A 24,013-nucleotide genomic window follows, 5' to 3' on the forward strand; every position below is an offset into this window, starting at 1 on the left:
GCCATGGAGGATCCACGGCATCTGGAAACTCCCGCCGGACAGGCCATGGCCGTGCGGCGGGACCCAGCGATCGACCTTGTCCGTTTCACCTGCCTGCTCCTGGTGGTGGCCGCCCACTGCATGATGGTTAGCCCGGTCCTCCACAGGGACGGAACGGTGACCACAGCCAACACCTTGATGGACCAAGGCTGGTTCACGCCCGTGGTGTGGGTGCTCATGATCGTTCCGCTGTTCTTCGTGATGGGCGGGGTGACGGGACTGCAATCCTGGCGCCGCCTGCAGGCCCGGGGCGGAACGGGTTTCCAGTTCGCCCAAGTGCGCCTCCTGCGGCTGGTGCGCCCCGCCATGGCCTTGCTTGCGGTCATGTGGGCGGGATTGTGGACAGCCCTTTTGCTGGGCGTCCATCCGCAGGTGATCCAATTGATGGCAACGGGTGCAGCGATGCCGCTATGGTTCCTGGCCGCTTACCTCACAGCCCAGGTGAGCATTCCCCTGATGGCCCGTTTCCACCACCGCGCACCCCGGCTGACCTTCGGCATCCTGGCGGCCCTCATCATTACGGCGGATTCGCTGCGCGGAGCCGTCCCGGTGCTGGCTTTCGTCAACATGGTCTTCGTCTGGTGCGCGGTCCAGCAATTGGGTTTCCTCATGGCCGACGGCTTCTTCCAGGACCGCAGCCGCCCGTGGCTGCTCGGTGCCATAGCCTCAAGCAACCTGGTGCTCGGCGTGGTGACCGGCGTGGCCATCTATCCCGGCAACATGGTGGAGAACATCAACCCGCCCAACTTTTGCCTGCTGCTTCTCGGTATCTCCCAAGCGGCTACCTTGCAACTGCTCCACAACGGCATCCGTTGGCTGGGCTCAGTCAGCTGGATACAGGCGCTGATCGCCGTTGCGGGACGGCGGGCCATGACGGTCTACCTGTGGCATTTGCCGCTCTTGGTGGGTATGTCGGCGCTGCTCCTGCTCACTGACTTTCCCAAACCGTCGCCGGAATTGGCGGAATGGTGGTGGGGCCGGATCCCGGTCTTCTTCGCCGTGGTCGCCTTGCTGGTACCCGTCATCCTTGTCTTCGGCCGGCTGGAAAACCGTCCGACGGCGGCCAGCCACGCCCGTGGTCCCTCCCGGACCGCGGTGGTGACTGCCGGCGTCGTGGTTTTCCTGCCGGTGTTGGATGCCGCCCTTAATGGCCTGACGCTGGCGCTGCTGGGTGGGGGAGCGGCGTGCTTCGCGCTCGCCGTCCTGCTCTTGGGGAGGGTTCCGACGCCGGTGCTGCCGCCCCGGAAGCTGCTGGGGGAGCCCACGTTGCCAGCGCGAGGTTTACGTGCCAATCTCGAATCATGACCGACACCGACTCCTTGGCCGACTCGTTCCGCGCTGGCGTTACCACAGTCCGCAACGACAAATTCCACCGCTACGAACTCCACGTCGATGGGGAGCTGGCCGTCATCTCCCAGTTCATCGACAGGCCGGGTCACATCGATTTCACCCACACCGAGACCAAGCCGCAGTTCAAGGGCCAAGGGCTGGCGAAGGTCCTGGCCCACTTCGCCCTGGACGACGTGGTGGCCTCCGGCAAGCGCATCATTCCCCATTGCCCTTACATCGCTTCCTATCTGCAAAAGCATGAGGGCTATGAGCAGGACGTCGACTGGCCCGCCGAGAAGCCTGTGGGTGAACCGGACAACGACTAGCGCTTCAGCATCCCGGCGTTGGCCAGCCGACGCGGCCGGCGCCGGGGCTTGACGGACGTGACCGGCGTGGAACTCCAATGCCCCAGGCCCGGACGGGTGGACCGCACCGGCCAGGGAGTCCGGGCGCCGGTCAGGGAAACGATCGCATCGTGTTCGTCCGTGACCAGCCGGCCCAAGCACGAGGCCCGGACCTGCATGGCGCTGACCAGGCTGCCCCCATGGGAATGGTCCACCGCGGTGACCCGGTAGGAGAAACTCCGCATAACCCCTTCGCCCGGTGCCAACGACGGAATTGCCAGGTCCTCGCGGGCCGGGCTGGACGCGTAAGTCAGCGGTTCCATGGCCTCGTTGGTGAACGATCGCGGAATAAGACAAATGTTACGAAGATGACTTTTGGAGCCGTTGCTGATCCACGCCGTGAAGATGACAGTGTCTCCAGGAACGGCTGTGGTTTTGTCCGCGCCGTAAACGAGCTTCACGTGGCGCACCCGGAGCTTCCGTGAAATCGTCCCGGTACGGCTCCCTGGCGGAGAGCCCAGACGGACCCCCGATTGCCCGGGTTTCCGCGCGGATCCGGCAACTTTGGCCACAGAGGGGCCGCGGTACGCGCCATGGCGGACGGATCTTGATGCAGTGATGAGGGGCCTCATGAAGACTTAGTGGCGTCGGGGTGAGCTTCGTGTTGCCGTTCCGGGAGAAATTTTGACCCCCCTTATAGTCGTAAGTAACCTTCGATTCAAGTCAGCGGACAATCTGATGTCACACTACTGCTTATGGACCAAGCATTAGAGATGGGAACACGTGGGGGGTCGTCCCTGACTGCGGGTGTGGACAGCGACCCCCAGCTCCTGGATCTGGTGCGCCAGGGAGCGACGGAAGCGTTCGACACCCTCTACAACCGGCACCTCGCGATTGCCCACTACGTTGCCCGGCAGCAAACCGACAACCCCAGCGACGCCGATGACGTGGTTGCTGAATCTTTCGCGTCGATCTTCCAGTCATTGAAGGACGGAAAAGGGCCCAAGGAGTTCTTCCGGTCCTACCTCCTGACCGTCGTGCGGCGCACTGCCTACGAACGGAACAAAAAGGCCAGGCGGACGCCCATGGCCACCGACGACAGCATCCTCGATTCGGCGGTCCATGACGCGGACACCGTGCTGATCGAGTTCGAGTCGAGCACCATGGCCAAGGCCTTCAAATCGCTGCCCGAACGCTGGCAGGCGGTCCTCTGGCATCTGGACATCGAAGGGTTGAAGCCCGCGGCAGCCGCACCCTTTGTGGGCCTGAGCCCCAACGGCGTCTCGTCCCTTGCCATCCGTGCCAGGGAAGGCCTGCGCCAGGCCTACCTGCAGCACCACATCAGCCAGACAGTGGATGAAGCCTGCGACGAATATGCCAGCCAGTTGGGGAAATATGCGCGCAACGCGTTGAAGCGCTCCTCGCAGGAAAAGGTCAGTTCCCACTTGGAGTCCTGCCCACAGTGCACAGCCCTCCTGGTGGAACTTAGTGACGTGGAAGGCCGGATGCGCGCCCTCCTTTTCCCCCTGGTCGCAGGCATCGCGTTCACCCCTGGCGCGGCGGCGGCATTGGCCTCAGGATCCGTGGGTTCCGTTGCCGGCGGTTCGACGGCGGCCCTGCCCACCTCGGGCGGGGGCAAGGGCTCCGGTGCTCTGTCCAAGGTGGTGGTTGCGGCAGCCGTCGCAGCAGTGGCCGTGGCGGGAGTCGCTGCCTGGCTCCTTCAACCGGTCTCCGACTCGACGGTGGCCGCGGCCCGCAGTGCTCCTCCGGTGCAGCCTGCGGTTCCGGATGCACCCACCCTTCCTGCAGCGCCCAGCACTGCTGCCCCCGCGCCGGCTCCGCCTGCGTTGGAAGCACCTCCGGCGGTCCCGCCGGTCGCCACGCCGCGGGAACCCGCCGTCGTCGTTCCCGACCTTCCCGTGCTCCAGCGGAAGGCAAGCGTCATCGACTCCGCAGTGGTGACGTCGACGCCGGTGGCCTCGCCTCCCGCAACCCCGGGCACGGTCTTCCAAACGGTTGAGGCAACATTTGCCTCCGTTCCCGGCTCAAACGCCGTTGAGCGCGACCTCACGGTGGACTTCTCCCTGTCCGGCGCCGGCACGCCGACATCGGGTGAGGCAGTCTTCACACTCCCGGATGACGCGACGTTTATCTCCGGCAGGACCACCGTGCCCGCCGGCTGGGATTGTGTGGCTTCCGGCGCACGCGAGATCCGGTGCACTTCCAGCCAGCTGGATCCTTCGAGTCTTCGCTTCGTGGTGGGAGTTTCCCTTCCCCAGTCAGCGTCCCTGGGGACGCTGGACTACCGTTTCGGCGGGCAGAACATCGTGACCAAGACGTTCACCGACACCTTCCACTAGGACGTTCCCAAACTTTTTGAACTTTTTCTGAATTCTCGCGTCACGTTTCTCGGGTTGCCTCCACAGGAGCACTAGGTCGCCCCATGTCGGCCGCGTTGGAGGTTGTCCGGCTTTCGACGACACGAATCATTGGTTGCGCGTACTGGATCAATGGCGAACAGCCGAGCCAGAGCCAGGGTCTTAGGTGGCCCCGGCCCTTGCGCGACCTAGAGAAACCAAGAGAATCCATGACACATACACGTCCACGAAAGCTGTTAGCGGGCATCCTCGCTACGGCGATCATTTCGTTAGGGGTAGGTGGCGCGTTGGCGCCACCGGCCACCGCCACAGTTCCGGGGACGCCAGGCGTCACCCAGCCCGGCACCGTGGTCTTCAATGAAGACTTCGAGAACGGCATCGACAATACGCCGCTCGGAGCCCAGTCCTACTCCGCGCCCGGCTCCACGACGTACGTGGGTGCCGCCGGGCAGACGTACACGGGCTCACCCACCTGGATTGATGGCGCACGCTGCAATGGCGTCATCCTGAGCTACGGCAACACCGATACGCCTCCGTGGGCAGTATCGGGTACTGCTGGTTCCGGAACGGAGGACCGCTGTGCCGAGAACGGAACGCGCCGCAGTTACCAGCAGTTGCGCATGCTCGCCAAAGGCATGGGGCAGCAGTTCACTCCCGGATCGCCGGACACCGAGCATGTGACGAGTTCCTTCACGGAGTGCCCTTCGACCCCCACAACCACAGGTTTCTGTGCGCTCATCCCGGCTGGCCCCAAGTTCGGCGTCATGTTCAAGACGGTCACTCCAGTGGCGACAAACGCAGGCCACTACTACACGTTTGGTGTGGACACCGCTTACATCAACTGCGCGGACCCGTCTGCGGATCCGTCCTACCAGTTCGCAAAAATTGATGCCAATGGGACCGTGACTCCTATCGGGGATCCCCTTAACGGCTGCCAGACATCGTCGGACCCGAATGTGCGGGCCTACAAGCAACAAGTCACGAGTGACATTGGCGGCGTTTTCGGCACGGTCACCAAGACGGTCAACATCAACTCGATGACCACCAACCAGGCCTTCCAGGCCACGGGTTCATCCCTGGGCCTGGAAATGTGGAACAACAAGGGAGCCACCAATGGCAACGATGGTGCCTTCGACAACGTGCGGCTCGTGGACGTTACTCCGCAGCTGGACAAGGCCTTCTCGCCGTCCCTGATCAGTACCGGTGGAACGTCCACCCTGACGTTGACCGTGACCAACACCAGCGAGCTCAACGCCAAGGATGACTGGTCCATCACGGACACTCTTCCCGCGGGGCTGGTTGTTGCAGGTGCCCCCAACATTGGCGGCACGTGCGTTCAGTCGGCCGGCGCCCCCATGGCCACCACGGCGACGGCAGGCAGCGGGGTCGTCTCTGTTACCGGCGGCGACTTGGCCGCCGGCCAGGAATCGTGCACCATCACCGTGGATGTCACCTCGGATACCGAGGGCACTTACGTCAACGGTGCTGCCAACATCCAGACCAACCTGAATCCGCCGGCCGACGCCACCTTGGTGGTCAAGGCTCCGCGCATCACGCTGAACAAGGCCCTGGATGCTCCCCGCCTGACTGATTCCGATCAGTTCACCATGGAGATCCGTTCGGGTTCGGCAACCGGTGCAGTGGTCAACACTACGGCCAACTCCACTACGGCGGGTACGGGCTCGACGGTTGCCTCAGGCACCGGCACCACTGGCAAGTACGCTGCTACTGCCGGGAGCACCTACTACCTCACTGAGTCTGGTTCGAGTCTGGCTGGCTACGCCCAAACCATCTCCTGCACTGACGCGAATGGCCTCCAGCAAGGGCTGCCGACTGGTGCTGCCTTCTCCGGCTCCTTGGCGTTGACTCCGGTGGAGGGCGCAGACATCAATTGCGTGCTGACCAACACTGCGCAACCTGCTCCGAAGATGGAGTTCTCCAAGTCCGCTGATGCATCGGATGTACAGTCGCCGGCGCACGTGGGCGACGTGATCACGTACACGTTCACGGCGAAGAACACCGGAAACACCGCACTGACCGGCGTCGTCATCAACGACCCCCTGGCCGGCCTGTCCAACCTGAGCTACACGTGGCCGGGAACACCGGGCACTCTGCTTCCAGGCGAGACTGTGACGGCCATGGCAACCTATGCCGTCACCCAGGCGGACGTCGATGCCGGACACGTAGCCAACTCGGCCACCACCTCGGGCAACCCTCCCACCGGTCCTCCGGTCACTCCTCCGCCCGGAACCACGGATACTCCGCTGACCCCGGGACCGGAGATGAGCCTGACAAAGTCGGCTGACGCTTCGGCGATCCAGAACCCGTCCAAGGTTGGGGACGTGATTACCTATACGTTCGAGGCCAAGAACACGGGCAACGTGAAGCTGACGGGCGTTGCGATCAACGATCCTTTGGCTGGCCTGTCTGCCTTGACGTACAGCTGGCCCGGTGCCGCCGGTGAGCTGCTGCCCGGCCAGTCAGTGACTGCCAAAGCAACGTATGCGATCACGCAGGCTGATATCGATGCCGGCCATGTTGTGAACTCGGCGACCACCACGGGCAACCCGCCCACTGGTCCCGCCGTAACTCCGCCTCCGGCTGGAACGGACACCCCGGTCACTCCTTCGGCAAACATGGCACTGACCAAGTCGGCGGACGCTTCCGCTGTACAGAAGCCTTCGCGCGTTGGTGACGTCATCACGTACTCCTTCGAGGCGAAGAACACGGGCAACGTGAAGCTGACGGGCGTTGCGATCAACGATCCTTTGGCTGGCCTGTCTGCCTTGACATACAGCTGGCCCGGTGCCGCCGGTGAGCTGCTGCCCGGCCAGTCCGTGACCGCCACTGCAACGTACTCCATAACGCAGGCTGATATCGATGCCGGCCATGTTGTGAACTCGGCGACCACCACGGGCACTCCGCCCAACGGACCGTCCGTTACTCCTCCGCCCGCCGGCACGGATACCCCGCTGACTCCGGCTCCGGCGATGGAGTTCACCAAGTCGGCTGATTCCGCAGCAATCCAGAGCCCCACTGTCGTTGGTGACAAGATCACCTACACGTTCGAGGCGAAGAACACCGGCAACGTGAAGCTCACGGGCGTCACCATCAACGACCCCCTGGCCGGCCTTTCCGCGCTCGTGTACTCCTGGCCCGGTACGCCGGGCGAGCTGCAGCCGGGCCAGTCTGTGACTGCAACGGCAACGTACGGTATGACGCAGGCCGATATCGACGCAGGCCACGTGGCGAACACGGCAACCAGCACCGGCAATCCGCCCACCGGCCCCGCGGTAACCCCGCCGCCGGCAAGCACGGACACTCCGTTGACTCCTGGTCCGGACATGACCTTGACCAAGACGGCGGATGCTTCCGGTGTCCAGAACCCGTCCCAGGTTGGGGATGTCATCACGTACTCGTTCGAGGCGAAGAACACGGGCAACGTGAAACTGACTGGCGTGGTGATTAACGATCCGCTGGCTGGCTTGTCTCCGCTGAGCTACACCTGGCCCGGCACTCCCGGTGAGTTGCAGCCTGGCCAGTCCGTGACTGCGAAGGCAAGCTACGCGATCACGCAGGCTGACATCGATGCCGGCCATGTTGTGAACTGGGCGACCAGCACCGGTAATCCGCCCACCGGCCCGGCGATCTCCCCGCCGCGGTCAGGAACGGATACCCCGTTGACACCCGGCCCCGCAATGGAGTTCACGAAGACGGCGGACTCGTCCGGTGTCCAGACCCCGAGTGTTGTAGGCGATCGCATCAACTACACGTTCACGGCGAAGAACACGGGCAATGTCACCCTCACGGACGTGGCCATCAATGATCCGTTGGCGGGCCTGTCTCCGCTGGTCTACTCGTGGCCCGGCGTGCAGGGGATCCTGCTTCCCGGCCAGACGGTGACTGCGACGGCAAGCTACGCGATCACCCAGGCGGATATCGATGCGGGTCACGTTGCCAACAGCGCCACCACCACTGGTGTTCCTCCGACCGGCACCCCGGTCACGCCTGCTCCGGGAACCACGGATACTCCGTTGACCCCGGCTCCGGCCATGGAGTTCACCAAGTCCGCTGACGCTTCCGCGATCCAGGACCCGGCTGTTGTGGGCGACCTGATCACCTACACCTTCACGGCCAAGAACACGGGGAACGTGAAGCTGAGCGGTGTCACCATCAACGATCCGCTCGCGGGTCTGTCCGCGCTGAGCTACACCTGGCCGGGAACCTCCGGTGAGTTGCTGCCGGGCGAAACGGTAACTGCTACGGCAACGTACGCGATCACCCAGGCCGACATCGATGCGGGTCATGTGGTCAACGAGGCAACCTCTACGGGTACCCCGCCGTCCGGCCCTGCCGTCACTCCACCGCCGGGTAAGACGGACACCCCGTTGACCCCGTCTCCGGCACTGCAGTTCACCAAGTCGGCTGACGCTTCGGCTGTTCAGAGCCCGGCCGTTGTAGGTGACGTGATCACCTACAACTTCACGGCGAAGAACAGCGGAAACGTGAAGCTCACGGGTGTTGTGATCGACGACCCGCTGGCTGGCCTGTCTGCACTGAGCTACACCTGGCCGGGTACTCCCGGTGAGTTGCTGCCCGGCCAGACCGTGACGGCCACTGCGAAGTACGCCCTCACCCAGGCGGATATCGACGCCGGTCATGTCGCCAACAGCGCCACGACCACTGGTGTTCCGCCCACAGGGACGCCCCTGACGCCTCCTCCGGGAACGACGGACACCCCATTGGTTCCGGCGCCCGGGATGGTGTTCACCAAGACTGCTGACTCGTCCGCAGTTCATGACCCGACCAAGATCGGCGATGTCATCACCTACACGTTCACGGCAGGGAACACCGGAAACGTGACGTTGAAGAATGTTGCCATCAACGACCCCCTGGCGGGCCTGTCCGCACTGAGCTACAACTGGCCGGGCACCCCCGGTGAGCTGCACCCGGGTCAGACGGTGACTGCTACGGCAACGTACGCGATCAAGCAGGCGGATATCGACGCCGGTCACGTGGCCAACGTGGCAACCGCCACCGGCACTCCGCCGACGGGCACTGCCCTGACGCCGCCTCCGGCCACAACGGACACCCCGTTGACCCCGGCACCGGCGATGGAGTTGACCAAGTCGGCTTCCGCGCCGGCTGCAGGAGGGACCTCCGAGGTCGGAGACCTGATCACCTACACGCTGTCGGCGAAAAACACCGGCAACGTAAAGCTGACAAACGTGTCGATCAACGATCCCTTGGCTGGATTGTCGGCCTTGGTCTACAGCTGGCCCGGAACTCCGGGTGAACTGCAGCCGGGCGAGACGGTGACCGCTACGGCAACGTACGCGATCACCCAGGCCGATATCGATGCAGGTCACGTCGCCAACCTGGCGACCACCACGGGTACTCCTCCGTCTGGCCCGTCGGTTGGCACGCCGCCGGTAGGTACGGACACCCCGTTGGTCCCGGCTCCTGCGATGGAGTTCAGCAAGCAGGCCTTGGTCTCGCTCGTCGCCGGCCCGTCGCACGTGGGCGATGAGATCGTCTACCAGTTCACAGCCAAGAACACCGGCAACGTGAAGCTGACCAAGGTGTCCATCGACGACCCGATGGCCGGCCTGTCGGCTCTGAGCTACACCTGGCCCGGCACCCCGGGTGAGTTGCTCCCCGGAGAGACGGTCACTGCCCAGGCGACGTACCACGTCACCCAGGCGGATATCGACGCCGGTCACGTCGCCAACCTGGCGACCACCACGGGCACTCCTCCCACCGGCCCGGCGGTCACCCCGCCTCCGGCCGGCACGGACACCCCGCTGTCGCCTGATGCAGCACTGGAGTTCTCCAAGACCGCGGATGCTTCCGCAGTAGGGGATCCCGCGAAGGTGGGTGACATCGTCACCTACACCTTCACGGCGAAGAACACTGGCAACGTCATGTTGACGGGTGTGGCCATCCACGATGTCCTGCCAGGCTTGTCCGCACTGCGCTATAACTGGCCGGGCACTCCTGGTGAGCTGCAGCCTGGCCAGACGGTGACTGCGACGGCAACGTACGCGGTAACCCAGGCCGATATCAATGCCGGCAAGGTCGTGAACAATGCGACTGCCACCGGCCTGCCTCCGACGGGACCGCAAGTTACTACGCCACCTGCAAGTGCTGTTGTGACTTTCCCGCCGGTTGTTCCGAACCAGCCAGGTGAGTCGCTGGCCTCCACGGGTGTTGTTCTCACCGTGTTGCCCATCAGCCTCCTGGTAGTTGGTGCGGGACTGTTCCTGTTCCTCATTGGACGCCGTAAGCGTTCCGAGGCATAGGGAAGGAGTGCGCGGCAACCGGTCTCCCCATTTCGGTTGCCGCGCACTTTCCATGGCTTCCACGAATCAGCAAAAAAGGAATCAGGTAGTTACTCCATGAAGAAGTCAGTCGTGTGCATGGTGGGCGTGCTGGTCTCAGCAGCCGCGCTCGCTGGTTGTTCCTCGCCCAGCAACCAAGCCGGCCAACCGCCGTCGTCCACTACAACCCAGGCACCCACTACTGGTGAGGCCAAGCCGGCAAACCCGGGCACGGGCATCATCGAGGCCACCACCATGGCCTCCTGCGATACCGCCGCCGGCAAGGTAGCGGCCAAGGGGACCGTGACTCCACCCGAGGGCACCAAGGGAACCGTGAAGATCTCCGTGAGCTGGGTGGATCCGAAGTCGTCGTCGGTGCTTGCCCGAGGCGAGCAGTCGTTCAAGGACGCACAGGCGGGCAAAGCCCTTGAGTGGGCCATCAACGCCGAGGTTCCCCAGAAGGGGACCGAGGTCAAGTGCGTGCTGGGAGCAACCGTTCTCTAGCAGCGGCTAACAGCGCCGACTCAAGCCGTCGGGTCGGAGCGCACTAACGGAAGCGGCCGATCGGGTTCACCATAACCCGGCCGGCCGTTTCTTTTGCCATTGGGCTGCTGTCGGAAGAGCTGGCCCAATGCGGTAGGCTCTTCATCTCGAATAATGAGATAGCAATCTCTTAATGTGAGACGACTCGGTACTCTCTCTGCATGAAGAACCCTTCTGTGATCCCACCCTTTGTCTCCCTTGATTGGTGCGAAGACCATCGGCCGGATCTCGTCCTTGCAGATACCCGCTGGTACCTCGATGGCAGTTCCGGGCGCCGGGCCTACGATCAAGGCCACCTGCCGGGTGCCGTCTTCGTGGACCTTGACGCCTGGCTTTCCGGTGATTCAGGCGACGCGGTCGGGCGGAATCCGCTCCCTGATCCGGAAGTCTTTTCGGCGGGCATGTCCTCCCTGGGGATTGGCGACTCAGACGTTGTGGTGGCCTATGACGATGCCGGTGGGGTCATTGCCGCACGGTTGGTCTGGATGCTTCGGGCTACCGGTCGCCAGGCAGCAATTCTCGACGGCGGGATGGCCTCCTATCGCGGACCGCTGGAGTCGGCGCCTGCAGCAAGGGAGGTCGCGGACTTCAGCGTCCGCCCGTGGCCGAACGAGCGTTTGGCCACCATCGAGGACGTGCTGCGTGGCGACTCTTCGGTGGCTGATGCCCGGAACCGGGATCGATTCGAGGGGCTGCAGGACCCGGTCGATCCCCGCCCGGGACACATCCCGGGGGCCGGCAACCTTCCCTGCCGGGAGAACCTTGATGCCACCGGAAGGCTATTGGCGGACGACGAGCTTCGCCGTAACGTCCGGGCGGCGGGAATCCACACCGCCGATCGGTTCATCAGTTACTGCGGCTCCGGGGTGACGGCGTGCCACAACCTCCTCATGCTGGAGCATCTAGGGCTGGGTGAGGGGCGCCTGTTTGTGGGCGGGTGGTCCCAGTACAGCCGGTCCCCGGACCTGCCTGTCGAACTCGGGCCGGCCGGAAGGGTGGCCTGAAGCAGCCATTCATTGGCCGAAAGGCGTGACATTTTGCACCCAAATGCCTTCCGGGGAAAGTCAATGACGCGTTACCGCCCGGTACATCACCGAGAAACCGCCTTCCGAGCGAATTAGGTCACAAAAGTTTGACGCAAAGGCCAACCTAAGTAAGGCTTGCCTTTGCTAACTAGCGATCCCAACGCAACGGAAGGAAGCTGTCGTGACGTCACCCAGTGTCGAAGAGCAGATAGCTCAGGAGCAGGATTTCGGCTCCAAAGTGGAGCTGGCACTTGCTGCCACCAACCAACTGTTCAACGCACGAAATTCGCCCAGCTACGTGGCGCAGGTCCTCCAGGGAGTCAATGCCGTCTCCACCAAGGTGCAGCGCACCGCCCAGCCGTTCACCGGCGTCGCGCATGCGGAACTGAAGGCCAAAGTTGGTGCCGTCGACCTCGAGCGCCCCCTTCCTGACACCGCCGCCGCCTTGGAGGAGTTGGAGGAGCTCTACCTCAAGGACGCCATCTACTTCCACGACGCACGCTATGCCGCACATTTGAACTGCCCGGTGGTCATCCCGGCGCTGGTGGGCGAGGCCGTGCTCTCGGCCGTGAACTCCTCCATGGACACGTGGGACCAGAGCGCGGGCGCCACCATGATCGAGCGCCGCCTCATCGATTGGACCGCCGAGCGAATCGGCTTCACCGCAGAAGCGGATGGCGTCTTCACCTCCGGCGGCAGCCAGTCCAACTTCCAGGCGCTGCTGATTGCCCGTAACCACGCCGTCGCCAAGCTGCGTACGGACGCCCCGGAAGCCCGCCTGCCGCACCTGCTGGACCGCCTCCGGATCTTTACGTCCGCGGACAGCCACTTCAGCATCCAGAAGTCGGCCTCCATGCTCGGCCTCGGCTTCGATGCCGTCATCGCCATTCCCACTGCCGAAGACCACCGCATGGATCCCGCCGCCCTTGCGGCTGCTTTGGCGGAAGCCCACGACGCCGGGCTGGTCCCCATGGCGGTGGTGGCCACTGCCGGGACCACCGACTTCGGTTCGGTTGATCCGCTCTCCGAGCTTGCCGCACTGGTCCGCGCCTATGACTCCTGGCTGCACGTGGACGCCGCCTACGGTGGAGGGCTCATTGTTTCCGGCCGCTACCGTCACCTTCTGGACGGCATCCACTTGGCCGATTCCGTGACCGTCGACTTCCACAAGACGTTCTTCCAGCCAGTCAGCTCCAGTGCTGTGTTGGTCCGCCATGGATCCATGCTCGGCCATGTCACCTACTACGCCGACTACCTGAACCCGGAGAGCGCCGCCAAGGCCGAGATCCCCAACCAGGTGGACAAGAGCATCCAGACCACGCGCCGTTTCGATGCCCTGAAGCTCTGGCTGACCCTGCGCATCATGGGCGCCGACGCCATTGGTGCCCTGTTCGACGAAGCCATCGACCTGACGGGCCGCGTAGGTGCGTTGCTTGCCGATGACGCTGAGTTCGAACTCGCCGCAGCGCCGCAGTTGAGCACGCTTGTGTTCCGTTACCGGCCTCTCATCGGCGGCGAAAAGCTCGACGAGAACGCCGCCGACGCCCTCAATCCCGCCATCCGTGCCGCGATCTTCGCATCCGGCGAAGCCGTTGTGGCAGGCACGAAGGTGGCCGGACGCCACTACCTCAAATTCACCCTCCTCAACGCCGAGGCCTCCCTGAGGGACATTCAGGAAATCATCGAACTCATCCGCCGCACGGGCGCCAGCCTGCTCGCAAACACCACGGAGGCCGCCGCGTGAGCACCCCGGACAACAGCAAGATTTACGACGTCGCGGGCATCGGCGTCGGGCCCTTCAACCTTGGCCTCGCGGCACTCAGCGAGCCGGTGGAGAACCTGGACTGCGTGTTCCTGGAACGCCGCGAGTCCTTCGACTGGCACCCCGGCATGATGCTGGAGCCGGCCCACCTTCAGGTTCCGTTCATGGCGGACCTCGTGACCCTGGCAGACCCGACGTCGCCGTACTCGTTCCTGAACTTCCTGAAGCAGACCGGCCGGCTGTACCGCTTCTATATCCGCGAGAACTTCTACCCCTTGCGTGCCGAATACAACCAGTACTGCCAGTGGGTGGCCGGGCAGTTGGATTCGGTCCGATTTAGCACGGATGTGCTGGATGTGACGTACGACGACGGCGTGTACCGCCTTTCGGTGCAGGGCCCCGGCGGCGCGGAGGTGCTTCGCGCGCGGCGTCTGGTCCTTGGCACGGGAACCTCGCCGTATATCCCTGTGTCCTGCGCGGGAATCGTGGACGGTGGGGGACTGGTCCTCCACAACGCCGAGTACCTGTCGAGGAAGAGTGAGCTGCAGTCCAAGCGCAGCATCACGATCGTGGGCAGCGGGCAGAGTGCCGCAGAGCTGTACTACGAGCTCCTCCAGGAAATCGACGTGTATGGCTACCAGCTCAACTGGGTGACCCGCTCCGGCCGCTTCTTCCCGCTGGAGTACACCAAGCTCACCCTTGAGATGACCTCACCCGAGTACGTGGATTACTTCCACTCGCTGCCTTCGGACCAGCGGGACAACCTGATCAAGAACCAAAAGAACCTGTACAAGGGCATCAACTCGGACCTGATCGACGACATCTACGATCTCCTCTACACCAAGAGCCTGTCCGGAATCGTGGACACCCAGCTGCACACGCACTCCTCGCTGACGGCTGCCGAATGGAATGCCGCGACGGGTACCCACACCCTGCAGTTGCGCCACGAAGAACACGGCCGTGACTACACCCTCGAGTCGGAGGCAGTAGTGCTCGCCACCGGCTACTCCTATAAGGAACCCGCCTTCCTGGCCGGCATCAAGGACCGCATCCGTCGCGACGCGAAGGGACGGTTCGACGTCGAGCGCAACTACGGTACCGGCGTCGAACCCGGCGAAATCTTCGTCCAGAACGCGGAGCTGCACACCCATGGCTTCGTCACCCCGGACCTGGGCATGGCCGCCTACCGCAACTCGTGCATCCTGCGCGAAATCACGGGGCGTGAGATCTACCCGATCGAGCGCAGCATCGCATTCCAGCAGTTCGGCGCGCCAGCTCCGGTCGTCGTGGACGCCCCTGAGTCTGTAGGAGCAGCAGTATGAGCTTCACGTTCCGCACTGTGGATCCCGTAGCCGACGCACCAGTCCTCCACAGTTGGGTGAGCCAGGAATACGCCCGGTTCTGGGGCATGGTGGGATGCGCCGAACAGGACGTTGTGGAGGAGTACTCAAAGATCGCCGCCACGGGTCACCACCAGGCCTTCCTGGGGCTCGACGACGGCGTCCCCGCCTTCCTGATGGAACGCTACCGCCCGGAATCGTCCCCGCTGGCGGACGTGTATGACGTCCAGCCGGGCGACATCGGGATGCATTTGCTGGTCTCCCCGCCGAGCGGCGACCCGCAACCGGGCTTCACCACCGCCGTCATGCAGGCCGTGATGCAGGAACTGTTCCAGGACCCCGAAACGCTTCGCGTCGTCGTCGAGCCTGATGCCCGCAACCACAAGATCCATGCGCTCAACCAGAAGGTGGGCTTCCGCCCGCACGGCGTGGTGACCCTTCCCGCCGTCGACCCTTCCGAAGACCACAAGCAGGGGCTGCTGAGTTTCTGCACGCGCGAGGATTTCCTTGCCACCCTGACCCCGATTCTGGCCGCGCCTGCCGCGGCGACCAGAGGAGAAGACCAGTGACCAGCACCGTCGAAACCGGCATCGCGCAGTCGGCCGCACCCGTTTCCCACCTCAACCCGGAGAGTTGGGCCGTTGCCAACCGGCACCTGATCCGGAAGGCGATCGCGGAGTTCTCGCACGAACGGATCCTGGTTCCGGACCTGATCCGCGACGAAGGTGCAGGCGTTGGCTTGTACCGCGTGACGAGCGACGACGACACGGTTGAGTACCGCTTCCGTGCCACTGTCCTGGAGCTGGAGCATTGGGCGGTCCGTCCGGAATCCATTGCCCGCTTCCGCGACGGCGAGGAGCTGCCGCTGGATGCCCTGGACTTCATTGCCGAGTTCCATGAAGCACTGGGCATCAAGATGGAAATGCTCCCTGTCTACCTCGAAGAAATCAGCAGCACCCTGGCCGGCCACGCCTACAAGCAGGGCAAGCCGTTCGGCTCCGCCGAGCTGGCCGCGGGTGTCACGGGTGGGTTCGACGTGGCTGCGGATTTCCAGGCGATCGAGCACAGCATGACCGAGGGACACCCGTGCTTCGTGGCCAACAACGGCCGCCTTGGCTTCGGGATTTCCGACTACCATGCTTTCGCGCCGGAAACCGGAGCCGTTGTGCGGCTGCAGTGGATCGCCGTGCACCGCAGCAAAGCCGTGTTCACCTCCAGCGCCGGCCTCGATTACCGGACGCACTTCGAAGCGGAACTAGGGCCCGCAACGCTCGCATGGTTCAGCACGGAATTGTCCGCGTCCGGACTCGACCCCGATGACTACCTGCTCATGCCGGTCCATCCGTGGCAATGGGACAACAAGCTCACCGTGACGTTCGCGGCAGAAATCGCCCAGCGCCACATTGTGCACCTCGGCTCGGGGGAGGACGACTACCAGGCCCAGCAGTCCATCCGCACGTTCTTCAACACCACGTCACCGGAGAAGGCGTACGTCAAGACGGCCATGTCCGTGCTGAACATGGGCTTCATGCGCGGGCTGTCACCGCAGTACATGAAGGCAACACCGGCCATCAACGACTGGTTGCAGGACGTGATCTCGAAGGACCAGGAGCTCCAGAACCGGGGCCTGGCCATGATCAAGGAATCTGCCGCCATCGGGTACCACAACCACTACTACGAGGCGGCTTCGGCCAAGGGTTCGCCCTACCGCAAGATGCTCTCTGCCCTGTGGAGGGAAAGTCCGCTGCCCTTGCTCAAGGAAGGCCAGCAACTGGCCACCATGGCTTCCTTGCTGCACGTGGATGCATCCGGCGTTTCCATGGTTTCTTCCCTCATTGCCCGGTCCGGGCTGGCTCCCACCGAGTGGCTGCGCCGTTACTTCGAGGCCTACCTCGTGCCGCTGGTGCATTGCCTCTACGAGTACGAGCTTGCCTTCATGCCGCACGGCGAGAACGTCATCCTGATCCTTGAAAACGGCGTGCCGGTGCGGGCCATCATGAAGGACCTGGCCGAGGAAATCGTGGTGATGGGTGACCGGCTTGAACTCCCGGAAGAGGTTTCCCGCATCAAGGCCGAGATTCCTGCCGAAGAGATGGTCCTGGCGATCTTCACCGATGTCTTCGACTGCATCTTCCGCTTCCTCGGTGCGATCCTCGTGGAAGACGGGACGCTCCGCGAAGACGAGTTCTGGGGAACCGCGGCCTCCGTGCTGCGCGAATACCAGGAACGCCATCCGCAGTTGGCAGACCAGTTCGCCATGCACGACCTCTTCGCCCCGGACTTCGAATTGTCCTGCCTCAACCGGCTGCAGCTTCGGAACAACCAGCAGATGCTGGACATCTCCGATCCCTCGGGCGGACTCCAAATGGCCGGACGGCTGGCCAACCCCTTGGCGAAGTTCGCCTAAGCACCCGCAGCGAGGGGTTGGCTTTCGGCACTTTCGAGGCTTGAAAAGCCCGGGAGCTAACCCCTCGGCGCGTCAACGAGCGCCACGATCTCCGTTTCGTAGGCCTGCGATGACGTCATGGAGCCGCGGAACCAGCACACTGCATGGATTGACGGATCGCCCGGCACCACGATAGGCCGGAGATTGTCCATATCCGAGCCTTCCGTCACGGCATCCCATGCCCAGCTTGCGCCCCTGTCCGTGGTGACGCCGCGGTAGAGCTCGTAGTGCGCGGTGGCCTCGCCGGTCCGGGGATCCACGGGCGTGGAGATGTACACACAGTCCAGGTTGTTCGGGTCCACGGCACCCAGGCCGGTGTAGTCCTGCTCGTGGGGCAGCAGCGCGGGACCAGCGACGGCGAGTGGGTTCAGTTCCCAGCGCACGCCGTCAAAGCGCGCGTACAGCAGGCGGTGATCGTCGACGTCGAGCATTTGCTCCCGCTGCAGCGGACCGTTGACGTCGTTGGCGCGGCAGGTGACGATCGCGCCGAGTTCCGAACCTTGGCGGCGGAGGTCAGTAGTCCAGCCGTGGGTGAGGGTATCGCCGTCGAGCGTCATTCCGGCTTCGAAGACCGTGGTGAGCACCGTTTGGTTGATGCCTGCAGATCCGATGACCGGCTTGCTGACCACGTTGCCTTCGGCGTCGTGCAATGCATCGTCCTGGATGAAGCCGTGGTGGATGCTGTTGTTGTAGTCCCGCGGGTGGTGGTCCGTGGTGATGAGGTCAATGCGGTCCGTGCCATTGGCGGCGTAGCGCGTGTAGCCGTTCACATATCCGATCTTGGGGCGGGTGAAGAGCTTGCCGCCGTAGCTCCATGTTGTTCCGTCGTCCTCGGAGACCATGAGTGTGGGATCGTCATTGATGGCGCGGACAAAGTTGTAAGTACGGCCCTCCGCGGCAAGCCGGTGGAGGTTGGAGTAGGTGGCACCGCGACCGCCGGCGAGTTCCGTCCAGTCGAAGACCTGCTCCGGTTCCCACTCGGTGGCGTCATGCGGGCGGACCGAGACACGCCACCGCGAATAGTTGTCCGTCTTGTGCTTGGCGTACATGGCCAGGTATCGGCCATCGGGCCGGATCAGGAGGGCCGGGGCGTTGTGGTCATCGGATTCAAGGCGTTCGTGGAGGACCTGGACCGTGCTGCTTCCGGTGTTGAGGTCCAGGACGGCCAGTTCGATGTTTCCGCCGCGTTCTTCACCGCCCTGTCCTGGGGGTGCCGCCACGGAACCGATCAGCAGGGTGTTGTTTGCCGGGTCGATCAGGGCGCGCTCATCCTGGAACCAGCACCAGGCGCCGTTGTTGTTGAGGACAAGTGGAGTTGGCTGGGCTTCGTTGGCCATGGGGATCCTTTGCGGTATTGCATCGTTTCAAAAGGAATCCTACGCCTCCTTGTTGGCGCGTAGTGACAGTCCTACGCGCGAACACCGTCATCAATGGGCATCTCGGCGGGAAGTGCAGGGGACTAATCTGGGCGCATGACGACTCGAGCCAACGAACGTACCGCCCTCGTGACCGGAGCTACGGCCGGGCTCGGCGCGGAATTCGCGCGCCAACTGGCCGAGGCCGGCCACCACCTGGTCCTGGTGGCCCGTGATGAAGGGCGGCTTAAAGCCAAAGCCGGGGAACTCGAACGCGACTTCAGTGTCTCGGTGGAGACGCTCGCCGCGGACCTGACTACCGCCGTCGGGGTTTCTGCGGTGGCGGACCGGCTCCGGGACGCTGCCAGGCCGGTGGATGTGCTGGTCAACAACGCGGGCATCGGCCTGTTGAAGTCTTTCGAGGACAACGAGCTGGAAGAAGAGAGGCGGCACCTCCATCTGCATGTCCAGACCCCGATGGAACTGTGCCATGCAGCCCTGGAGGTGATGCTGGTGCGGGGGAGCGGCCGGATCATCAATGTGGCAAGCGTGGCGGCCTTCGCCAACCGGGGCACCTACTCCGCCGCGAAGGCCTGGCAGGTCACCTTCAGTCGCTGGGCAAACCTTGCCTACGCGAAGTCAGGTGTCCAGGTGACGGCGGTTTGCCCGGGGTTTACCCACACCGAATTCCACGAACGCATGGGCATGGACAAGTCCGTCGCTCCACGGTTCCTGTGGCTCACCGCCGAACGCGTGGTGCGGGAGGGGTTGGAGGACAATGCGCAAGGCAAGGCCATCTCCATCCCCACCCGCCGCTACAAAGTGGTCAGTTTCTTCGCCCGGGTTCTTCCCGCGAAGCTCACGTCCGGACCGCCGCGGAGGCCGCTCAAGCCTTAGTGGCAGACGTCAAGGGCAGGGAGTCCAGATCGAGGAGCGGATTGGTGTCCTGGTTCGCTTCGAGTTCCTTTGCTTCGGCCTCGGTGTCCACGCTGGGCATGGAGCCCGGCAGCGGACGCCTGGCCGATTCCGGCAGGAAGTAGATGGCGATCGCCCCGATGACCGAGGTTCCGGCGAGGTAGAACGCGGGTGCCATGTCGCTTCCGGAGAGGTCGATCAGTGCCTGGATAATGAAGGGCGTAGTGCCGCCGAAGATCGCCACGGAAAAGTTGTACGCGATGCCCATGCTGCTGTAGCGGTGGGACGTGGGGAACAGGGCAGGCAGGGCGGACGCCAGATTCGCAACGTAGAACGTCACGGGGAACGCAACCAGGGCGAGGCCTGCGAGGGTGGACCAGACGGCTCCGATCCCGATCAGCAGGAAGGCCGGGATGGCCAGCACGATGGTGCTGCCAGCGCCGATCCAGAGCACCGGCCGCCGTCCGATCCGGTCCGAGAGCTTGCCGGTCAACGGAATGCACAGGGACATCACCACCAGCACCGGGATGCTGAGCAGCGTGCCGTGGATGGGGTCGTAGCCCTTGGACTCGGTGAGGTACGTGGGCATGTAGGAGGTCAGGGCATAACCCACCGTGTTTGCTGCCGCTGCCAGGACCATGGCCAGGACAATGTGGCGCCAGTGTGCCTTGAGGATTGCCGCCGGCCCGCCGGCCTTCGCCTTGGCATCGGCGGCAGCTTTGACGGCGTTGGCATTCTGGGCGTCCAGCGTTGCCTGGAACTGCGGCGATTCCTCGATCCTGGTCCGGAAATAGACCGCGGCAGCGCCCAGGGGGCCTGCAATCAGGAACGGCAGCCGCCATCCCCATTCCTCCATGGCGCTTTGGCCCAGGGTGAGTTGCAGTGCGGAAACCAGGGCGGCGCCCATGGCGAAGCCCAGGTAGGAGCCCATGTCCAGGAAGCTGGCGAAGTAGCCGCGCTTCTTGTCCGGGGCGTATTCGCACACGAAGGTGGTGGCGCCTGCGTACTCGCCTCCGGTAGAGAATCCCTGGGCAAGTTTCAGGACCACCAAGAGCACCGCGGCCCAGATGCCGATCTGGGCGTAGCCGGGCAGGATGCCCACAGCAAAGGTGCTTGCCGACATGAGCAGCAGGGTGGCTGCCAAGACCTTCTGGCGGCCTACCTTGTCACCCAGCCAGCCAAAGACCAAGCCGCCCAAGGGCCGGGCGATGAACGTCGCCGCAAAGGTCCCCAGCAGGAACAGGGTCTGCACTGACCTGTCCGCTTCGGGGAGGAATACCGGTCCCATGGTGGTGATCAGGTAGCCAAAGACGCCGACGTCGTACCACTCCATCGTGTTGCCGACGATCGTTCCGCCAAGGGCCTTCTTCAGCATCTTCGGGTTCACGACGTTGACGTCCGTCCACCGGAGGCGCCGCCTTGGCCCTGCTGTTCCCGATTCTGCTTCCGCCGGGTTTCCCTCCGGGTTCCGGCTGTTCGTACTGCTTTGATCGATGGTGCTGGCACCCTTGATTGTCGTCAACAGTTCTCCCGGGCTCACGCGTTCGTCATCAGGCCAGCCGGCTTACTTCACGCCGGCGCCTGGTTTCGCAGGACGAGGGGGAGGTGTTCCTGCAGTTTCTAAATGATCAACATGGTTCGCCTTGCGCAACAGGCGACCCCAACAAGAGTGCTTCAGCTCACATGCATTGTCAAGAAGATGTCGCCGGGATCAGGCCCGCGCGGCTGCGCTTTGGGACCGCGTAGACCGCGTCGGGCGCCCGGAAAGCCAGACGTAGGCAACGGCCGTAACAACGACGCCGCCTCCGATGACCATCCACCAGGGGTAGCCGGGGACGTCGGGTGAGATGCCTGCTGCGTCCACTTCCGCCTGGGGCGTGGGAATGACGCGTTCGCCCGTGACCAGGATGCGGTGGCTGTTGATTCCCAGGGGCGTGCACGTGACAAGGGTCAGGAGGTCCTTGCCAGGCTGGATGAGGAGGCTCTCTGTCTCTTCCGGTTCGACGATGAGGGTTTCGACCACCCGGTAGGTGAGGACCTCGCCGAACACCTCGATGGTGAAGGTGTCATCAGCCTTGACCTTGTCCAGGTCATTGAACAGTTCCGAGGTTGCAAGGCCCCTGTGACCCGTGAGCACGGAGTGGGTGGACGGCCCGCCGACGGGCAGGGCAGTGCCCTCGAGGTGGCCGACCCCGTGCTCCAGGACGGCGTCCGACGTGCCGTGGTAGATGGGCAGGTCCACTTTGATCGAAGGGATCCTGATGCGGGCCATGAGGCCCTCGGAATCACCCCGCAGCATGTCGAGGTATTTTTGTCCGGTGCCATCGCGGGGTTCCTTTGCGAGCGGGAGCCGTTCGTTTGCTGCGATGTCTGCTCCACCGCCGCTGAGGCTTTGGTTGTATTCGCGTGCTTCGTTGAGCCTGGAATGCAGTGTTTCGGCGCCGAGGTCCTTGATTCCCTGGGTGAGTTTGTCGATCTCGTGCGATTGGTCCACTGCGCTGAACCACGCGGCAGCGGCTGGGTAGAGCAGGAGCGCACTTCCGGACATCATCGCCAGTGCCACCAGCAGCGCCACCCCTGGAAGGCGCCACCGGCGCGGCTGGTCCTGAATACCTCGCGAGGCGGTGGAGACCGGCGAAGGCGGGGTGCCCTTTCGACGCCCCGCCTTCGCTTTCACAGTTCTCCGTTACGCGCGTGCGGGTGCCAGGGAGGCACGACGACGCGCGGTGATGATGGCGGTACCAAGGCCAATGGCGATGAGCCCGATGCCACCCACGGTGAACCACAGAGCGCCGTCACCACCGGTCAGCGGGAGCGCAAAGGCAGGAACCTGGTCGTGCTCGAATTCCACGTAGTTCTGCACAGGCGCGGTGGTGGACGAAGGACCGGCTACCACTTGGGTTTGCACCTGGCTCGGCGTGGGCAACTGGAAACCGGCCGGCGGAGTGATCTCGCGGACGTAGTAGTTCCCCGGTGTGATGATGGGGATCGCCACGAGGCCGTTCGCCCCAGTGGTCCAGTTCTGGATGCCGTTGATGAAGACCGCGTTCTGGCCCAGGTTGGCGTCGTTCTGGTTGAGGAACACCTGGTACACGGCGCCTGCGAGCGGAGTCCGCACGCCGTTCTCGTTCTGGTAGGCGAAAACGGTGAGCTGGCCGATCGGCGTGCTGCCCGTGACGGTCTCGATTGCGTTGTTCACTACGCTCCGTGCCGTGTTGGTGATGATGCCGTTGGCCGGAATGGTGACGGCGCGGCTGAGCACGTTCAGTGTCACTTTCCCGCCGGGCAGTGCGGCCAGGCGTGCCAGGCCAGCGGGTGTGAAGGTGACGGTGAGGTTACGTGTGGCTTCGTCGTAGGCGAGGCTGTAGTCGGTGCCGGCCAGGAAGTTTTGCGTAACATCGGCGGAGTTGGCTACCCGCACACTGGTTGGGGCAACGCCCGTGGGGCCGGTGGCAAGATAGTTGAGCTCGGCGGGCAGGATATCGGTGAGCGTGAAGGTGTTCAGGGTGTCACCACCGGCCAACGTCGGCACGTCCGAGTTGATAGCCCAGCGGATCAGGTCCGGGTTGCGGGCCTCCACCGAGTTGGCGGGAGCGGGGACACGGGTCTTGGTCAGGGCCGTGACAGCGTTCTTCGGGTACGCGTGGACGTCATAGATCCACTGGTTGCTCGGTGCCCCGTTCGGTCCTGTGGGGAACGGCAGTGTGACGAGGAACGGCGCCGAAGGGTTGGTCGCCTGGGCGGGCAGCACAGTCTCGGTCACAAGGTAGAGGCCGATCGGCAAGGTGTCGCCGTTGTTGAACACCGCCACGCCGTTGGTTCCGGTGGTGGCTGTATACGTGTCGTTGGCGTTGACCCGCGAGGCTGCCGTGGCAGGGGTCAGCGCGGAGACCTGCGTCCAGCCTTCCGGCGTCGTAAGGTCGACACCCTGGACCAGGGCGGCGGTGAAGGTGGCGCCCGAGAGCGGCGTGCCGGGGACGGTGACTTCCTGGCCGGTGCCGATCTGCTGACCGTTGTTGGGTCCGAGCGCGAACTTGTGGACGGTCAGGGTTCGGGCAATTGTCGGGTCGATGTTGCCCGGCTGGGTCACGGCTGTTGCCGGTGCGATGGCGGCAAGGGTCGCCGAGGCGCCCAGCGCCAAAGCGCCGACGACGGCGGATAGCCGCCTGAGGATGGTGTTGGACATGTGCTTTCTCCTACGAGTGAGGTGCGAGTGG

General features: G+C 63.9%; 16 protein-coding genes. 11 read left to right on the forward strand and 5 right to left on the reverse strand.

Annotated features, from left to right (window positions below; translation table 11 throughout):
- The first annotated feature begins 3 nt into the window (after positions 1-3).
- Both ACIPY3_RS15170 and ACIPY3_RS15175 read left to right on the forward strand, forming a co-directional pair.
- On the forward strand, positions 4-1,344 hold the full coding sequence (locus ACIPY3_RS15170) for an acyltransferase (protein ID WP_400335333.1): 1,341 nt from the start codon (positions 4-6) through the stop codon (positions 1,342-1,344).
- Positions 1,341-1,694: a GNAT family N-acetyltransferase gene (locus ACIPY3_RS15175; protein WP_400269970.1), complete on the forward strand. Its 354-nt coding sequence runs from the start codon at positions 1,341-1,343 to the stop codon at positions 1,692-1,694. Before ACIPY3_RS15170 ends, ACIPY3_RS15175 begins: the two co-directional genes overlap by 4 nt.
- Here the strand turns inward: ACIPY3_RS15175 and ACIPY3_RS15180 are convergent.
- Complete coding sequence (locus ACIPY3_RS15180) at positions 1,691-2,173, reverse strand: hypothetical protein (protein ID WP_400335335.1); 483 nt, start codon at positions 2,171-2,173, stop codon at positions 1,691-1,693. The genes ACIPY3_RS15175 and ACIPY3_RS15180 overlap by 4 nt on opposite strands.
- 294 nt (positions 2,174-2,467) lie before the next feature.
- Between ACIPY3_RS15180 and ACIPY3_RS15185 the strand changes: the two genes are divergently transcribed.
- From ACIPY3_RS15185 to ACIPY3_RS15220, 8 genes are all read left to right on the forward strand, one after another.
- Positions 2,468-4,072: a sigma-70 family RNA polymerase sigma factor gene (locus tag ACIPY3_RS15185; protein ID WP_400335337.1), complete on the forward strand. Its 1,605-nt coding sequence runs from the start codon at positions 2,468-2,470 to the stop codon at positions 4,070-4,072.
- A 227-nt stretch (positions 4,073-4,299) separates the two neighbouring features.
- Entirely contained in the window at positions 4,300-10,392 is a 6,093-nt protein-coding gene (locus tag ACIPY3_RS15190) for a hypothetical protein (RefSeq protein ID WP_400335339.1), read from the forward strand.
- A gap of 96 nt (positions 10,393-10,488) precedes the next feature.
- Complete coding sequence (locus tag ACIPY3_RS15195) at positions 10,489-10,914, forward strand: hypothetical protein (protein ID WP_400335341.1); 426 nt, start codon at positions 10,489-10,491, stop codon at positions 10,912-10,914.
- 200 nt (positions 10,915-11,114) lie between these two features.
- A complete protein-coding gene (locus tag ACIPY3_RS15200; RefSeq protein ID WP_400335343.1) occupies positions 11,115-11,957 on the forward strand; it encodes a sulfurtransferase in 843 nt (280 codons plus the stop codon).
- A gap of 202 nt (positions 11,958-12,159) precedes the next feature.
- Positions 12,160-13,722, forward strand: coding sequence for a pyridoxal phosphate-dependent decarboxylase family protein (locus ACIPY3_RS15205; RefSeq protein WP_400335345.1), 1,563 nt, complete (start codon positions 12,160-12,162; stop codon positions 13,720-13,722).
- On the forward strand, positions 13,719-15,062 hold the full coding sequence (locus ACIPY3_RS15210; protein WP_400335347.1) for a lysine N(6)-hydroxylase/L-ornithine N(5)-oxygenase family protein: 1,344 nt from the start codon (positions 13,719-13,721) through the stop codon (positions 15,060-15,062). Before ACIPY3_RS15205 ends, ACIPY3_RS15210 begins: the two co-directional genes overlap by 4 nt.
- A complete protein-coding gene (locus ACIPY3_RS15215) occupies positions 15,059-15,649 on the forward strand; it encodes a GNAT family N-acetyltransferase (RefSeq protein ID WP_400335349.1) in 591 nt (196 codons plus the stop codon). Before ACIPY3_RS15210 ends, ACIPY3_RS15215 begins: the two co-directional genes overlap by 4 nt.
- Positions 15,646-17,487: an IucA/IucC family protein gene (locus ACIPY3_RS15220; protein ID WP_400335351.1), complete on the forward strand. Its 1,842-nt coding sequence runs from the start codon at positions 15,646-15,648 to the stop codon at positions 17,485-17,487. The genes ACIPY3_RS15215 and ACIPY3_RS15220 overlap by 4 nt, the downstream gene beginning before the upstream one ends.
- A 56-nt stretch (positions 17,488-17,543) precedes the next feature.
- On the opposite strand, the gene ACIPY3_RS15225 is transcribed toward ACIPY3_RS15220, so the two are convergent.
- On the reverse strand, positions 17,544-18,863 hold the full coding sequence (locus ACIPY3_RS15225) for a BNR-4 repeat-containing protein (RefSeq protein ID WP_400335352.1): 1,320 nt from the start codon (positions 18,861-18,863) through the stop codon (positions 17,544-17,546).
- Positions 18,864-18,998: 135 nt separating this feature from the next.
- Between ACIPY3_RS15225 and ACIPY3_RS15230 the strand changes: the two genes are divergently transcribed.
- Positions 18,999-19,778 carry an SDR family NAD(P)-dependent oxidoreductase gene (locus tag ACIPY3_RS15230; protein ID WP_400335354.1) on the forward strand — a complete coding sequence of 260 codons (780 nt, stop codon included), beginning with the start codon at positions 18,999-19,001 and terminating at the stop codon, positions 19,776-19,778.
- Here the strand turns inward: ACIPY3_RS15230 and ACIPY3_RS15235 are convergent.
- From ACIPY3_RS15235 to ACIPY3_RS15245, 3 genes are all read right to left on the reverse strand, one after another.
- Positions 19,768-21,318 (reverse strand): MFS transporter, encoded by a 1,551-nt coding sequence (locus ACIPY3_RS15235; protein WP_400335356.1) that lies wholly within the window; start codon positions 21,316-21,318, stop codon positions 19,768-19,770. The two genes, ACIPY3_RS15230 and ACIPY3_RS15235, sit on opposite strands and share 11 nt — an antisense overlap.
- Before the next feature lie 189 nt (positions 21,319-21,507).
- Positions 21,508-22,473 carry a class C sortase gene (locus ACIPY3_RS15240; protein ID WP_400335357.1) on the reverse strand — a complete coding sequence of 322 codons (966 nt, stop codon included), beginning with the start codon at positions 22,471-22,473 and terminating at the stop codon, positions 21,508-21,510.
- A 9-nt stretch (positions 22,474-22,482) separates the two neighbouring features.
- The gene (locus ACIPY3_RS15245; protein ID WP_400335359.1) at positions 22,483-23,982 is read right to left on the reverse strand and encodes a SpaH/EbpB family LPXTG-anchored major pilin; all 1,500 of its coding nucleotides are present in this window, start codon (positions 23,980-23,982) and stop codon (positions 22,483-22,485) included.
- Positions 23,983-24,013: the final 31 nt, after the last annotated feature.

Source organism: Paenarthrobacter sp. NPDC089714 (assembly GCF_044748905.1).
GTDB lineage: Bacteria > Actinomycetota > Actinomycetes > Actinomycetales > Micrococcaceae > Arthrobacter.

Excerpts from the sequence above, each read along its gene's own strand:
- ACIPY3_RS15170 (WP_400335333.1), top strand. The coding sequence starts at position 4 with ATGGAGGATCCACGGCATCTGGAAACTCCCGCCGGACAGGCCATGGCC.
- ACIPY3_RS15230 (WP_400335354.1), top strand. The coding sequence starts at position 18,999 with ATGACGACTCGAGCCAACGAACGTACCGCCCTCGTGACCGGAGCTACG.
- ACIPY3_RS15195 (WP_400335341.1), top strand. The coding sequence starts at position 10,489 with ATGAAGAAGTCAGTCGTGTGCATGGTGGGCGTGCTGGTCTCAGCAGCC.
- ACIPY3_RS15185 (WP_400335337.1), top strand. The coding sequence starts at position 2,468 with ATGGACCAAGCATTAGAGATGGGAACACGTGGGGGGTCGTCCCTGACT.
- ACIPY3_RS15200 (WP_400335343.1), top strand. The coding sequence starts at position 11,115 with ATGAAGAACCCTTCTGTGATCCCACCCTTTGTCTCCCTTGATTGGTGC.
- ACIPY3_RS15175 (WP_400269970.1), top strand. The coding sequence starts at position 1,341 with ATGACCGACACCGACTCCTTGGCCGACTCGTTCCGCGCTGGCGTTACC.
- ACIPY3_RS15225 (WP_400335352.1), bottom strand. The coding sequence starts at position 18,863 with ATGGCCAACGAAGCCCAGCCAACTCCACTTGTCCTCAACAACAACGGC.
- ACIPY3_RS15215 (WP_400335349.1), top strand. The coding sequence starts at position 15,059 with ATGAGCTTCACGTTCCGCACTGTGGATCCCGTAGCCGACGCACCAGTC.
- ACIPY3_RS15190 (WP_400335339.1), top strand. The coding sequence starts at position 4,300 with ATGACACATACACGTCCACGAAAGCTGTTAGCGGGCATCCTCGCTACG.
- ACIPY3_RS15245 (WP_400335359.1), bottom strand. The coding sequence starts at position 23,982 with ATGTCCAACACCATCCTCAGGCGGCTATCCGCCGTCGTCGGCGCTTTG.